The organism is Pseudorhodoferax soli, assembly GCF_003337555.1.
GTDB classification, from domain to species: Bacteria; Pseudomonadota; Gammaproteobacteria; order Burkholderiales; family Burkholderiaceae_C; genus Pseudorhodoferax; species Pseudorhodoferax soli.
In genome coordinates this window covers 19,146-32,614 of the sequence record NZ_QPJK01000008.1, presented here as the reverse complement: position 1 = coordinate 32,614, position 13,469 = coordinate 19,146, and the positions used below count along the sequence as shown (strand labels likewise).

General features: G+C 63.7%; 15 protein-coding genes. 13 read left to right on the top strand and 2 right to left on the bottom strand.

All coding sequences use genetic code 11. The features are described 5' to 3' along the window. Positions 1-23: 23 nt before the first annotated feature. From DES41_RS25420 to DES41_RS25390, 7 genes are all read left to right on the top strand, one after another. Complete coding sequence (locus DES41_RS25420) at positions 24-305, top strand: hypothetical protein (RefSeq protein ID WP_041836231.1); 282 nt, start codon at positions 24-26, stop codon at positions 303-305. Positions 306-370: 65 nt separating this feature from the next. Next, the gene (locus tag DES41_RS25415) at positions 371-715 is read left to right on the top strand and encodes a carboxymuconolactone decarboxylase family protein (RefSeq protein WP_011804725.1); all 345 of its coding nucleotides are present in this window, start codon (positions 371-373) and stop codon (positions 713-715) included. A 73-nt stretch (positions 716-788) separates the two neighbouring features. After that, positions 789-1,457 carry a cupin domain-containing protein gene (locus DES41_RS25410; protein ID WP_114470474.1) on the top strand — a complete coding sequence of 223 codons (669 nt, stop codon included), beginning with the start codon at positions 789-791 and terminating at the stop codon, positions 1,455-1,457. A gap of 2 nt (positions 1,458-1,459) precedes the next feature. Beyond that, positions 1,460-2,608: a flavin monoamine oxidase family protein gene (locus DES41_RS25405; RefSeq protein ID WP_114470473.1), complete on the top strand. Its 1,149-nt coding sequence runs from the start codon at positions 1,460-1,462 to the stop codon at positions 2,606-2,608. Between the two features lie 18 nt (positions 2,609-2,626). Next, positions 2,627-3,805 (top strand): MalY/PatB family protein, encoded by a 1,179-nt coding sequence (locus tag DES41_RS25400; protein WP_114470472.1) that lies wholly within the window; start codon positions 2,627-2,629, stop codon positions 3,803-3,805. Positions 3,806-3,843: 38 nt separating this feature from the next. After that, complete coding sequence (locus DES41_RS25395) at positions 3,844-4,872, top strand: alcohol dehydrogenase (RefSeq protein WP_114470773.1); 1,029 nt, start codon at positions 3,844-3,846, stop codon at positions 4,870-4,872. A gap of 52 nt (positions 4,873-4,924) precedes the next feature. After that, on the top strand, positions 4,925-6,154 hold the full coding sequence (locus tag DES41_RS25390) for an MFS transporter (protein WP_114470471.1): 1,230 nt from the start codon (positions 4,925-4,927) through the stop codon (positions 6,152-6,154). Between the two features lie 73 nt (positions 6,155-6,227). Here the strand turns inward: DES41_RS25390 and cueR are convergent, their stop codons facing one another. Together cueR and DES41_RS25380 are read right to left on the bottom strand one after the other, a co-directional pair. Continuing rightward, on the bottom strand, positions 6,228-6,707 hold the full coding sequence (gene cueR, locus DES41_RS25385) for a Cu(I)-responsive transcriptional regulator (protein WP_114470470.1): 480 nt from the start codon (positions 6,705-6,707) through the stop codon (positions 6,228-6,230). 15 nt (positions 6,708-6,722) lie between these two features. Continuing rightward, the gene (locus DES41_RS25380; protein ID WP_114470469.1) at positions 6,723-9,224 is read right to left on the bottom strand and encodes a heavy metal translocating P-type ATPase; all 2,502 of its coding nucleotides are present in this window, start codon (positions 9,222-9,224) and stop codon (positions 6,723-6,725) included. Between the two features lie 194 nt (positions 9,225-9,418). Here DES41_RS25380 and DES41_RS25375 point away from each other — a divergent pair, with 194 nt between their 5' ends. The 6 genes from DES41_RS25375 to DES41_RS25350 all read left to right on the top strand — a co-directional run bounded on the left by DES41_RS25375 (position 9,419) and on the right by DES41_RS25350 (position 13,467). Beyond that, positions 9,419-9,667: a hypothetical protein gene (locus DES41_RS25375; RefSeq protein WP_222938778.1), complete on the top strand. Its 249-nt coding sequence runs from the start codon at positions 9,419-9,421 to the stop codon at positions 9,665-9,667. A 158-nt stretch (positions 9,668-9,825) separates the two neighbouring features. After that, entirely contained in the window at positions 9,826-10,083 is a 258-nt protein-coding gene (locus tag DES41_RS25370; protein WP_114470468.1) for a heavy-metal-associated domain-containing protein, read from the top strand. Positions 10,084-10,170: 87 nt separating this feature from the next. Then, complete coding sequence (tehA, locus tag DES41_RS25365; RefSeq protein WP_114470772.1) at positions 10,171-11,148, top strand: dicarboxylate transporter/tellurite-resistance protein TehA; 978 nt, start codon at positions 10,171-10,173, stop codon at positions 11,146-11,148. A gap of 109 nt (positions 11,149-11,257) precedes the next feature. Further along, the gene (locus tag DES41_RS25360) at positions 11,258-11,722 is read left to right on the top strand and encodes a DsrE family protein (protein WP_011347514.1); all 465 of its coding nucleotides are present in this window, start codon (positions 11,258-11,260) and stop codon (positions 11,720-11,722) included. A gap of 138 nt (positions 11,723-11,860) precedes the next feature. Continuing rightward, on the top strand, positions 11,861-12,760 hold the full coding sequence (locus DES41_RS25355; RefSeq protein ID WP_114470467.1) for an MBL fold metallo-hydrolase: 900 nt from the start codon (positions 11,861-11,863) through the stop codon (positions 12,758-12,760). Positions 12,761-12,822: 62 nt separating this feature from the next. After that, complete coding sequence (locus DES41_RS25350; RefSeq protein WP_114470466.1) at positions 12,823-13,467, top strand: thiol:disulfide interchange protein DsbA/DsbL; 645 nt, start codon at positions 12,823-12,825, stop codon at positions 13,465-13,467. Positions 13,468-13,469: the final 2 nt, after the last annotated feature.

Sequence of the window (13,469 nt, the reverse complement as noted above, 5' to 3'; positions counted from 1 at the left end):
CACCCTATCTAGGAGAAATGCACATGGTCTATCTGCAAATCACCCTCAAGATCGCCGACGCCAACCGCGCGGCCGCCGCCGGTGTCTACCAGAAGTACAAGGGCCCGTTCCTCGACACCATCGCCGGCGCGAAGTCGAAGGAATTGCTCGTGCGCGACGAAGACGTGCAGGTGCTGCACGGGTTCGACACCAAGGAGAACGCAAGCGCCTACCTGCAAAGCGAGCTGTTCACCGCCGACGTGGTGGCGGGTCTGAAGCCCCTGCTCGAAGCCGATCCCGACGTGCGCATCTACCAGGTTGCGTGATGCTCATCGTTGCCGGGTGTGCCCACCGCCCACCCGGCATTTTTTGACAAAGAAAGGTTGATCTCATGATGCAAGACTGGAACGCATACCGAGGCGCGCTGCAAGAGCGTGTGGGCGATTTCGCTGCGTTGGTCCCCGACGTGATGGAGGGCATGGCCAAGTTCAGTGAATTCGTCGCCAAGCCCGGGCACCTGGACCCCAAGGTTCACGAGCTGATCGCCCTGGCCGTCGCCGTGACCACGCGCTGCGATGGCTGCATCTCCGTGCACACGCAAAAGGCAGCGGAGTACGGTGCCACCAAGGAAGAGATCGCTGAAGCGCTTGGGGTCGCCATTGCCCTGAATGCCGGTGCAGCACTCGTCTATTCGGCGCGGGTACTCGATACCCACGCGCAACTGCCCAGCAAGTAAGCCATGCAGGCAACGACGGGTTGGCCCGCGATCCGGGCCAATTCGCGTTTCTGCTGCGACAGGAAGATTGCCCATGCGCATCAACGCCGATTTCTCGCGCCGAGCCATCGTGACGCCCAGCCAGCATCAGTGGGTCGCTTCCCCCCAAGGAGGGGTCGAGCGCGTAATGCTGGACCGCGTGGGCGCGGAGAAAGCCCGGGCTACCAGCATCGTGCGCTACGCACCGGATTCCTGGTTCCCGCATCACCCGCATCCGGGTGGAGAGGAAATCCTCGTGCTGTCGGGGACCTTCTCCGAAGGTGACGCCCACTTCCCGGCAGGTTGGTACTTGCGCAACCCGCCTGGCTCCAGCCATCAGCCCTCCAGCGGCGAAGGCGCGCTGATCTTCGTCAAGCTCTGGCAGATGCAGCCGGACGACCGGCAGAGCGTGCGCATCGATACGCTGGACCCGGCCGCCTGGTCCCATCAGGATGGCCGCCAGGTCTGCCGGCTGTTCTCCAGTGCCGTGGAGCAGGTCAGCCTGCAGCGGTTGGCAGCGCATGAGGTGCTGCCGGCAGACCCCGACGGCGGCACCGAGCTGTTGGTGCTGTCCGGCGAGATGATGGTGGATGACCAGCGCTGCGACAGCAGAAGCTGGATACGCCTGCCCGTGGGTGATCGTGCGCAGATCAGCGCCGGTGAACACGGTGCCGCGGTCTATCTCAAGACCGGCCATCTGGCCGCGGCGGCGGTGGAGGTATAGCCATGCAGCATGCACGCATCGCCATCGTCGGTGGCGGCCTCAGCGGACTGTACGCGGCTGCGCTGCTTGAGGAGCGCGGCATCCACGACTATGTGGTGCTGGAGGCCCGAGAGACCTGCGGCGGCCGGATCGTTTCCTGGCCGGATGCTTCCAGAAACCATGACGATGGCACGGCCGAGAGGTCGATCATGGGGCGCTTCGACCTGGGTGCGACCTGGTACTGGCCGGCAATGCACCCGGCCCTGCAGCAGCTCGTGCAACAGCTCGGCCTGGAGACCGTCCAGCAGCATGAAGACGGCCAGATGCTGATCGAGCGGTCCAGGGCGCATGCGCCAAGCCGTGTCGATGGCTTTACCTCCGCGCCGCCCGCGCTGCGCCTGGCTGGCGGCATGGGCGCGCTCGTGGACGCCATCCGCGCCCGCCTGCCTGCCGACCGGCTCGTGCACGGTCGCCAGGTGACGGGTCTGCGGCAGCATGACGATCGCATCGAGGTGCAAACCGACAACGCGCTCGGACAAGCCGCCTCCTACCACGTCGCGCATGTCCTGCTGGCGGTCCCGCCCAAGCTCGCCGCCAGCACCATCGAGTTCACGCCGGCCCTGCCGGACGTGCTGCAGCGGCGATGGCAGGCATGTGGAACCTGGATGGCACCCCACGCCAAGTACGTCGCTGTCTATGACGCGCCGTTCTGGCGTGAGCAAGGCCTGTCCGGCGAGGCGCGCAGCGCGGTCGGGCCGATGGGCGAGATCCATGACGCCTCGTCCAACCAGGGCGACGCCGCGCTGTTCGGGTTTCTGGGCGTGCCCGCCCAAGTGCGGCGGCAGACACCGGACGCGGTATTGCTTGCCCACTGTCGCGCCCAGTTCGTCCGGCTGTTCGGAGACAAGGCAGCGCGGCCGAAGGCGGAATTCTTGAAGGACTGGGCCACCGACCCGTACACCGCGGTTGCCGGCGATGACAACCCGGACCTCAACCATCCGATTCCGCCGCCCAGGAGTTCGACCGAGGGCCCTTGGCGAAACCGGATCGTCGGGATCGCCAGCGAATGGTCGCCCAACTTCCCCGGCTACGTGGCCGGAGCTATCGAGGCAGCACGCCTTGGGGTCGAAGCATTGTGCGCCCCCAACACGGCGGCGTCCGTCCTGCATTGACAGAGGAAAGAAACAGCGATGTACGACTTCGACACCCTCATCGACCGGCGCACCACCAACTCCATGAAGTGGGAACATGGGCGAGCGTCCCTGACGCCCGAGCAACAAGCGGCCGATCCGCTGCCGATGTGGGTGGCCGATATGGATTTCCGGGTAGCTCCACCGATCCTCGACGCCCTGCGCAAACAGGTGGAGATGGGCGTGCTCGGTTACGGCGGCACACCGGACAGCTACCGTGAAGCTGCGGTGGACTGGCAAGCGCGCCGCTTCGGCTGGCAGGCCCGGCCCGAATGGCTGGTGCAGTCCCCGGGCGTCATCAGCGCGCTGAACATGGCGGTCCAGGCGTTCTCCCAGCCAGGCGACCACGTGCTGGTGCAGACGCCGGTCTATTTCCATTTCCTGCACGATGTCGTCAACAACGGCCGCCGCCTGGCCCTGGCACCGCTGACGCTGGATGCAGGCCGCTACCGCTTCGATCCCGAGGCGTTCGAGGCCGCCATCCAGCCGGGCACCCGGTTGTTCATCCTCTGCAATCCGCACAACCCGACCGGCAATGTATGGACGGCCGAAGAGCTGCTGGCGATGGCCACAATCTGCGAACGGCACGGCATCCTGATCGTCTCCGACGAGGTGCACCAGGATCTGGTGTTCGGCGAGGGGCGCTGTCATGTTCCGCTGGCGATGCTCGACGAAGAGATCGCATCGAACACCATCGTCTGCACGGCACCGAGCAAGACCTTCAACATCGCCGGGCTTTCCTGCGCCAACATCTTCATCCCCAATGAACGCCATCGGCAGCGGTACTGGACGCAGTGCGAGCGCAACGGCGTGTTCCTCGTCAATACGATGGGCACGGCGGCCTGTGAAGCGGCTTACCGGCACGGCGAACCATGGATGGACGCCATGCTCGACTACGTGCGCGGCAACCAGCGGCACTTCGCCGCGCAGGTCGAGGCCTTGGGGCTACCGCTGACCGTCACGCCCACCGACGCGCTCTACCTGGCCTGGGTGGACTTCCGCGCACTCGGGATGCCGCCGGCCGAGTTGCATGACTTCCTGCTGCGCCGCGCGCGGCTCTGGCTGGACCCGGGGCACAAGTTCGGAGCGGCCGGCGAAGGCTTCATGCGCATCAACCTGGCTTGCCCGCGCAGCGTGGTCGATGAGGCATTGAGCCGCCTTGCCTCAGCCTTGCCCTGACGCCCTTGGCCTATTTCAACGATTTTTGGAGCGACACCATGAAGACTACCTACCGCGCGATGCAAGTAACTCGGCCGGGCTTCCTTGAGCTGGTAGAGCGCCCGGCACCTCTGCCGGGTATCGGCGAGGTGCTGATCGAGGTCGAAGCCTGCGGCATCTGCGGTGCCGATGCCAGCGACATCGAGCGGGCCGATCCCGCACTGCAACCTCCGCGCGTACCGGGACACGAAGTGGTCGGCCGCATTGCCGCGCTCGGCGAACACACCCCCTCGATCTGGAAGGTGGGACAGCGCGTGGGCGTAGGCCGCATGGGAGGGCACTGCAATGAATGCGTGCAGTGCCGGCAGGGACGCTTCCAGCTTTGCCTGAACCAGCCCATCACAGGAGCGAGCCGCGACGGTGGCTACGCCGAAATGATGCTGGCGCGGGCCACCGGGCTGGTATCGATCCCGGACGAACTCGATGCCGAGGAAGCCGCGCCGATTCTGTGCGCCGGTATTGCGACCTTCAACGCGCTCAAGAAATGCGGCGCGCAGGCCGGCGACACGGTGGCCGTCCTGGGCATCGGCGGCCTGGGGCACATGGCATTGCAGTACGCGCGTCGCATGGGATTCAAGGTCATCGCCATTGGCCGGGGCAGCGACATCGCGCAAGATGCACTGAAGCTGGGTGCCCACCTCTACATCGACACCAACGAGGAAGACGCGACCGCCCGGCTCAAGAGCCTGGGCGGCGCACAGGCCATCGTGACCATGATCGACCATGCCGAAACGGTATCAGGGCTACTGGCCGGTCTGGCACCCGAGGGGCGACTGGTGGTGCTCAACCCGAGCAAGCAGCCCCTGCAAGTGCCCGCCGGCCTGCTGGTCGGCGGCCAGCGCAGCATCCTCGGCTCGATCACCGGCACGCCCTACGAGAACGAGAAGACATTGAACTTCAGCGTCCTGGCAGACGTGCGACCCTGGATCGAAACCATGCCTCTGGAAAAGGCCTACGACGCCTACCAGCGGATGAAATCCGGCGACGTGAAGTTCCGCATGGTGTTGACCATGAACCGCCCAGGTTGAACCTGACCAATCCAGCCCTGCGCGCAGGGCTTCCGAGCGAAAGCCAGAACTTATGACAGACAACGGTACAGCCTCCATCGGAGGCGCTTCGGACGAACTGCCCGAGAAAGTGCAGAGCGGAAACATCTGGCGCCTTTCCATCGCGCAGGCGCTGGCGGGGGCCAACTCGACCGTGCTTTACGCCACCGGGGCCATCGTCGGCGACATGCTCGCGCCGGTTCCCGTGTTGGCTACCTTGCCCATCTCGATCTTCGTGGTGGGCATGGCCGCGTGCATCTTGCCTGCGGGAGCGATTGCCCGGCGTCACGGGCGTCGCACAGCTTTCCTCGTGGGAACCGGGGCCGGCGTGCTGACTGGGCTGCTGGGCATGCTCGCGGTCATCATCGGTTCGTTTTGGCTGTTCTGCCTGGCGACCTTCCTGGGTGGCGGCTACGCCGCCGTAGTGCTGACCTTCCGTTTCGCGGCGGCTGACGGCGTGGCACCGGATCGGCGTGCGCGTGCGCTATCGCTCGTCATGGCGGGCGGCGTTGCGGCCGGGGTCGTGGGGCCGCAGCTCGTGAACTACACGATGAACATGTGGCAGCCCTACATGTTCGCGGCCACCTTCCTCGCACAAGGCGCTGTCGCAGCGGTGTCGGCGCTCATCCTGCTGGGGGTTCGGTTGCCGATGCCCACGGCGGCCGAGGTGGCCGGAGGCAGGCCGCTGGCGGTGATTGCGCGACAACCGCGCTTCGTTGCTGCGGCCATCACCGGCGCGGTGACCTACATGCTGATGAACTTCCTGATGACGGCCGCGCCGCTGGCGATGCACATGTGCGGCCATTCACAGGAATCGGCCAACCAAGGAATTCAATGGCATGTCATCGCCATGTACGGGCCGAGCTTCTTTACCGGAAGCCTGATCAAACGCTTCGGCGCGGGCCGCGTGGCAACCGTAGGTCTGCTGCTGACCGGACTCTCCGCTGCCGTGGGTCTTGCAGGTATAGACGTCGCCCATTTCTGGGCAACGCTGATCCTGCTGGGCCTGGGGTGGAACTTCGGCTTTCTGGGAGCATCCGCGATGGTCCTGGAATGCCACCGCCCCGAGGAAAAGACACGGGTTCAATCCCTCAACGATTTCATCGTCTTTGGATTGATGGCCGTAGGCTCCTTCTTGTCAGGTGGATTGCTCAGTACCTATGGCTGGACCACGGTACTCTGGGTGTCTTTCATTCCTCTGGCATTGGCCGTGCTGTCGCTGGCGGTCGCCTTGAGGAGGAAACCCGTATCCCTCGCTGGCTAAGGACGCTCTAGTCGCTCAGCGGCAGGAACATTTCACTGATCCTGATGGAGAGTTCCTGTCCCGCCCGACGTCCTCAGCGTGATCGTGAGCCCTTCTTTGATGCAGGAGTGCGCCGTCGGCGCTGCACTGCCCCCGTGCGCGCCTCGGGTTCTCCATCGTTGTCGTCCGGCTGCTCAAGGGTATGCAGGATCGGGCAGTCAGGTCGGTCATCGCCAGCACAGCAACTGATCAGCGTCTTAAGCGTCCCGGCCATCTGCAACATGCTCTCGATGCGCCGCTCAAGGTCCTCGATGTGCTCTTGGGCCAGGCGCTTGACGTCGCTGCTCTGGCGCGACTTGTTGTTCCAAAGGCCCAGCAGGTCCCTGATCTCGGCGACCGAGAATCCGAGATCACGCGCGCGCCGGATGAAATGCAGCCGGTGCACATCGGACTGCGTGTAGGCGCGGTAGCCCGCGTCGGTTCGGTTCGCCGGCGGGATCAGGCCGATTTCCTCGTAGTAGCGGATCATCTTGGCCGAGACCTTCGATGCCGTGGACGCTTCACCGATGTTCATGGTCGTCCTCCTTTCTCAATGTGAAGCCGCGGAGGCCGTATCCAGCGGCGGCTGGAAGCGGCGCAGGCGCAGTGCGTTGCCGAGCACGAACACGCTCGACATGCCCATGGCCGCAGCGGCGAATACCGGCGACAGCAGCACGCCCCAGGCCGGGTACAACGCCCCGGCGGCCACGGGGATCAGCGCCGTGTTGTAGGCGAAGGCCCAGAACAGGTTCTGGCGGATGTTGCCGATGGTGGCCTTGGACAGCGCGATGGCATTGGGCACGCCCTGCAGGTTGCCGGACATCAGCACCACGTCGGCCGATTCCACTGCCACATCGGTGCCGGTGCCGATCGCCAAACCCACGTCGGCCTCGGCCAGCGCAGGCGCATCGTTGATGCCGTCGCCCACATAGGCGATCTGGCCGTGGGTGGCCTTCAGCCGGCGCACCGCCTCGACCTTGCCCTCGGGCAGCACCTCCGCCACCACCTCGTCGATGCCCAATTGCCTGGCGATGGCCTGCGCCGTGCGCGCGTTGTCGCCGGTGATCATCGCCACCTTCAGGCCGAGCTGGTGCAGGGCCGCGATGGCGGCGGGCGTGCTGGACTTGATCGGATCGGCAACCGCGATGATGGCGGCCAGCCGGCCGTCGATGGCGGCATACAGAGGCGACTTGCCTTCGTTGCCCAGCCGCTCGGCCGTACCGGCGAAGCCGCCGACGTCCAAGCCCAATTCGCGCATGAAGCGATCGGCACCCACTTCGACACGAACCCCATCCACGGTGGCGCGCACCCCCATGCCGGTGACCGAATCGAAATCGGTCATGGCCGGCAGCGCGGCACCCCCTTCCGTCGCAGATTCGACGATGGCCCTGGCGATCGGATGCTCGGAACGCGATTCCACCGCAGCGACCTGCATGAGCACCTGCCTGCGGTCGAAGCCGAGCGCGATCTCCAGGTCGGTGAGCACCGGGCGGCCTTCGGTGAGCGTGCCGGTCTTGTCCACCGCGACCACCTTGGCGTCCCGAAGCAACTGTAGCGCCTCGCCCTTGCGGAACAGCACGCCCATTTCCGCGCCCCGGCCGGTGCCGACCATGATGGACGTGGGCGTGGCCAGCCCCATGGCGCAGGGGCAGGCGATGATCAGCACGGCCACCGCGTTGACCAGTGCGAAGGTCAGCGCCGGGGACGGCCCGAAGATGAGCCAGGCCAAGAAGGTCAGCGTCGCCGCCAGCATCACCGCCGGCACGAACCACAGTGTCACCTTGTCCACCACGGCCTGGATCGGCAGCTTGGAGCTTTGCGCCTGTTCGACCAGGCGGATGATCTGCGCGAGCATCGTCTGACCACCCACGGCGGTGGCGCGCAGCGTCAGTGCCCCCTTCTGGTTGACGGTGCCGCCGACCACCGTGCTGCCGATCGTCTTCTCGACGGGGATCGGCTCGCCGGTGATCATCGACTCGTCCACGAAGCTGCGGCCCTCGGTCACCTCGCCATCGACCGGCACCCGTTCGCCGGGACGCACCTCCACCATGTCGCCCAACGCCACATCTTGGATCGGGATATCCACCGCGCGGCCATCGCGCAGCACGTGCGCTTCCTTGGCCTGCAGCTTGACCAGCCGCTTGATGGCTTCCGAGGTGCGGCCTTTGGCGCGCGCCTCCAGGAACCGCCCGAGCAGGATCAGCGCCACGATGACCGCGGCTGCTTCGTAGTAGACGTTGACCGTTCCCGCCGGCAGCAGGTTGGGGAGGAAGGTGGCCACCACCGAGTAGCCGAACGCCGCGGCCGTGCCGACCGCGACCAGCGAATTCATGTCCGGCCCCAGGCGCATCAGGGCCGGGAAGCCTTTCGTGTAGAAGCGCCGTCCAGGGAAGGCCAGCACCAGCGTCGTCAGCACGAACTGCAGATACCAGCTCTGCTGGATGCCGATGGTGGACTTGATCCAATGGTGCATCCCGGGGACCAGGTGCGAGCCCATTTCGAGCACGAACACCGGCAGCGCCAGCACGGCGGCCAGGATCAGGTCGCGCTTGAGTCCGGCCCGTTCGGCGTCTTTCTTCTCCGCAGCCTCTTCGTCGGCCTGGGCGCTGTTATCGACGGCCCGGGCTTCGTAGCCGGCTTTCTGGACCGCGGCCACCAAGACATCCATCGAGGCCGTTCCGCGCACGGTGGCGCGCTCGGTCGCAAGGTTAACGGCAGCCTCTGCAACGCCGGGCACCGCCTTGAGCGCCTTTTCGACACGGCCCACGCACGAGGCGCAGGTCATGCCCTCGACCGCCAGCTCCACGGCGCTGGCAGGCACCTCGTAGCCCACCTTCTCCACGGCCTGGATCAGCGCCGCGCGATCCACCGGGCCGGCCAGGCGAATCTCCGCTTTCTCGGTGGCAAGGTTGACGGACACGCTGTCCACGCCCTCGACCTTGGTAAGGGCAGCCTCCACGCGGCCGACGCAGCTCGCGCAGGTCATGCCCTCGATGGGCAGACTGATAGGGGCTAACGCGGCCCGGCTATCTGAGATGCTTGGCGTGCTCATGGTTTACTTTCCATAGTTGAAGTCCGACATGGGCATAGCTTGCGGCTTACCATCGTGGGAAGGTAAAGCACTATGTTGCAGATGGCACTGCCCACTGTCGATGGCTGCAACTTTGTCGGTCCCGGGAAGGCAGGGATGGCCTTCCAAGGATAGGAATCAGCACGAGCGCGACGATGGTCACCCGGCGGACGGGGATGACGCCCCCGCCTGTGCTTCAACGGGTTCCTGCTCACCCCGGCCCGCGGGCAATCCCGCTCATCGCTCGAATTGAAGATCGCTCGCTGCTCACCGGCATCTTCTACGTGCTCGCATACAGCGGCTTCTTCTGGCCCATCCTCGTCAACGTCCTTGCGCCAGCGATCCCGAAGACTGCGATGTTCGCTCTCTCGGCAGCCGTTGGCCTTGCCACCGTGATCCCCGTGCGCAAGCAGCGGATCGGATGATCCGAAACCATTGCATATCGTGCCGCAGGTCACTTCTGAACCAGCGACGCGCGGCATCTGGCGGCATGGATTACCGAGAAAAGATACCCCTTGACCTTCCCACCGTGACAAGGCCCACAGTGCCAGTTCCCTACCAGTAACTCCATTGGAGAAATCTCATGATCAGTTTTGAAGTCAAGGACATGACCTGCGGGCACTGCGTCAGCATGATCACGAAGGCGCTGAAGGCAGCGGATCAGGATGCCAAGTTCACCATCGATCAAAGCCAGGGCCTGGTGCAAATCGAATCGAGTAGCGCTGATCCGAAGGAACTCCAGGACGCCATCGCCGATGCGGGCTATACCCCCGTCCTGATCGAACAAAGCCGCGCCGCCGCATCGGCTTCGGCGAAGACCTGCTGCGGCGGCGGCAAGTGACACCGCTTGACCGTCATCAGGCTCGCCGACTCCCCGGCGGCGCTGCGCAGCGGGCCTAGACCACCTGTGAACGATAGGGGTCTGGAGATGGAAGCCCATCGCATCAAGCGGAGGCAAATTCCGGCATCGTATTTTGGGGTCGTCCTTGGAGTCGCCGGCCTGGGACAGGCCTGGCGCTCCGCTGTGCAGCTCTGGCATTTGCCTTCTGCCATTGGCGAAGCCCTGCTCGCGATGGCCGGACTGATCTGGGCTGCGCTCATCATCGGCTACGTCTGGCAGTCGATTCGGAATTTCGAGGCGGCAAAGGCCGAGTTCCTGCATCCGGTCCAGGGTGGAACGCCCGCACTGATCGCGGTTTCCACCTTGCTCATCGCCATCGCGATGATCCCGTATTCCATGGCCCTTGCGTGGCTCCTGACGATCGGCGGCATTGCCTGGAATATCGGCTTTGCGCTTTGGCACACCGGCACGCTCTGGCAAGGCGGGAGGAACTCGGAGGACATGCTTCCGACCTTGTACCTGCCCACGGTCGCAGGAAACCTCACCACGGCGGCCGCACTGGGCGCGCTAGGCAGTGCTGATTGGGGATGGATTTTCTTGGGCGCGGGATTCTTCTCGTGGCTGGCCCTCGAATCCCTGGTCATCCATCGCCTATGGCACTCGACATCGATACCGGCGCCGCAACGTCCGCTGATTGGTATTCAATTCGCGCCACCCGTCGTTTGCGCCATGGCCTGGTTGGCCCTGTCTCCCGGCAGCACGGACCACTGGCTTCTCATGCTGTGGGGCTATGGCCTTTTCCAGCTATTGCTTGGCCTTCGCCTTGGCCTTTGGTTGGGCGTGCAGCCCTTCATCCCCGCCTACTGGGCCTATACCTTCGGTGTGGCCGCTGCAACCGTCAGCGGCCTGAAGCTGGCACAGGCCGGCATCCATTCGGCACAGGTTCTGGCCGTGCCGGTTTTCGTCGGCGCCAACGTGTTCATCGGCTACCTGGTCATACGGACGGTCCACCTGCTCATTACAAGCAAGGACACACCGCAACGGGCTACCGGGGGACAGCGATGAAGATGGCCGGCGGCCCAGCCCCCCAGGCACGGCTTTATTTTCGCTTAATCGGACAAGCCCAGCATCCGGCTTCTAGCCAGTTCTCTTTCACCACGCGAGGAAACGAAAAATGAAAACAACAGTCTTTTCCCTCCTTCTTGCAGTACTGGCTTTTTTCGCCTCCCCAACGAACGGCTTTGCCCAAGGCCCGCAGATGCCCGACATCAACAAGATGCCGGACATCGTAATTCCCTATGAAGGCACCTCCACCAAGTTCGCGCTGATGGTTTCGGACGTGCTGCACTTCAAGGCCGCTGTGTTGACCGCCAAGCAAATGGACGTGAAGAAGAAAGGACTGACCTTTGAAATCGTGGCCGTAGGCGCGGTGGTCAAGGATCTTGCAAACGACCATTCACTGGCCGAGTGGTTTGCAAAAAGCGAGGACTACGGTGCCAAGATCGTTGTCTGCGAGAACGCGATGGCCGTGTTCGGGGTCACGAAGGACCAACTGGACAAGAGACTGAGCACAACCCGAAGCGGAACCATCCATCTGCTTGAGCTTAAGGACAAGGGATATAACACCTTGCACATCTAGTTCCTATTGAACTGGGCACGGATGTTTGCCGGGAAACCGCTTTCGTTCACTTTTTCGGCTTGGTGGGCCCGGCAAATATCCGGGCTCGCGGCTGTGCAATTCACTTCGCCAAGCCATTACTTCAGGAGAACCCTATCCATGTCCATGAAAGAACTGATACGCAAATATGCAAGCCTGCTCATTGCGGGCTTTATCGCCGCAGGAGCTGCTGCCAGCGCGTCCGCCGAATCGGCACCAGCGCCCAGTGCTGGAACGAAATCGTTTGTGCTGCAGCAGATAAGGAACGCGACGATCAAGATCGACTACGGCGACGTCAGGTTTCTGGTCGATCCGATGCTGGCGAAAAAAGGCTCATATCCCGCGGCACCGGGAAGCTTCAACAGCGAAATCCGCAACCCTACCGTAGACCTTCCCATACCCCTTGAAAAAGTGATCGACGTGGATGCGGTAATCGTCACGCATCTGCACTTCGATCACTGGGACAACGAGGCCAAAGAACGCATCCCGAAAGACATGCCGATCTTTGCGCAGAACGATGAGGATGCCAGAACGATCCGAGGCTCAGGCTTCCGGGACGTGCGCGTCTTGAATGAGGCAACCGAATTCAAGGGAGTCCGCCTGATCAAGACAAGCGGCCAGCATGGCAGCGACGCTGCAATGGCCGTCCGCGGGAAACTTCTGGGCACGGTGTCTGGCGTGGTCTTCCAGCGCCCAGGCTTCAAGTCGCTCTACGTGGCTGGCGATACCGTCTGGAATACCCACGTCCAGGACGCTCTCGCCACATACCACCCGGACGTCATCGTCCTGAACGCGGGCTATGTGCGATTCAACGATATCGATGGCGCCATCATCATGGGCAAAGAGGATCTATATCGAGTGAATCAAGCCGCCCCTGGCGCTTATATCGTGGCGGTGCACTTGGAATCCCTGAACCATGCGACGCAAAGCCGGCAGGAACTGAAGGATTACATCAAGGAGAAATCGCTCGACCCTCAGCGAGTCCTCGTTCCCGATGACGGCGAAAGCTACAGCTTCTGAATGGCCCTTTCACCAGACCGACAGTGGTATCGGAGCAGTCCCGACCCTGGAGATACCCCCGCATGAAACGACGTCATTTTCTGATTGCCGCTGCGATGGTGCCCTTGGCGCCGCTGGCCAATAGCGTTTTCGCCCAAGAGGCTTTCAAAGCGGGCAAGGATTTCCTGGAGCTGGACAAACCCGTGCCGGTCGATGCGCCGCCTGGCAAGGTGGAGGTCATTGAGTTCTTCTCGTACAACTGTCCGCACTGCGCTGCCTTCGAGCCGCAGCTCGAAATCTGGACCAGGCAACTTCCCTCCATCGCATCCTTCCGGCGAGTTCCTGTGCCCTTTGTAGGCAGCGACGTGGAAGCCAAACAGCGCATGTACTACGCACTGCAGGCTCTGGGTAAGGAGGACGAATTCCGACCCAGGATCTTCCGGGCCATCCATCAAGAGCACCAACGCCTATTCGGCGACGATGCCATCCTAGCTTGGGCCGACAAGCAACCTGGACTGGACGGCAAGAAGTTCGCCGAGGCGTATCACTCGTTCTCGACCATGACCAGAGCCAAGCGCGCAACGCAGACGACCAGTGATTTCAAGGTGGCGGGCGTGCCGGCGCTAGGCATCGCCGGACGTTGGTACGCGGACGGAGAAACCGCCGGCAGCCCCGAGCGCGCGCTTCAGGTAACCAGTTTCCTGATTCGGGAAGCAAGCCGGGCGTGAGG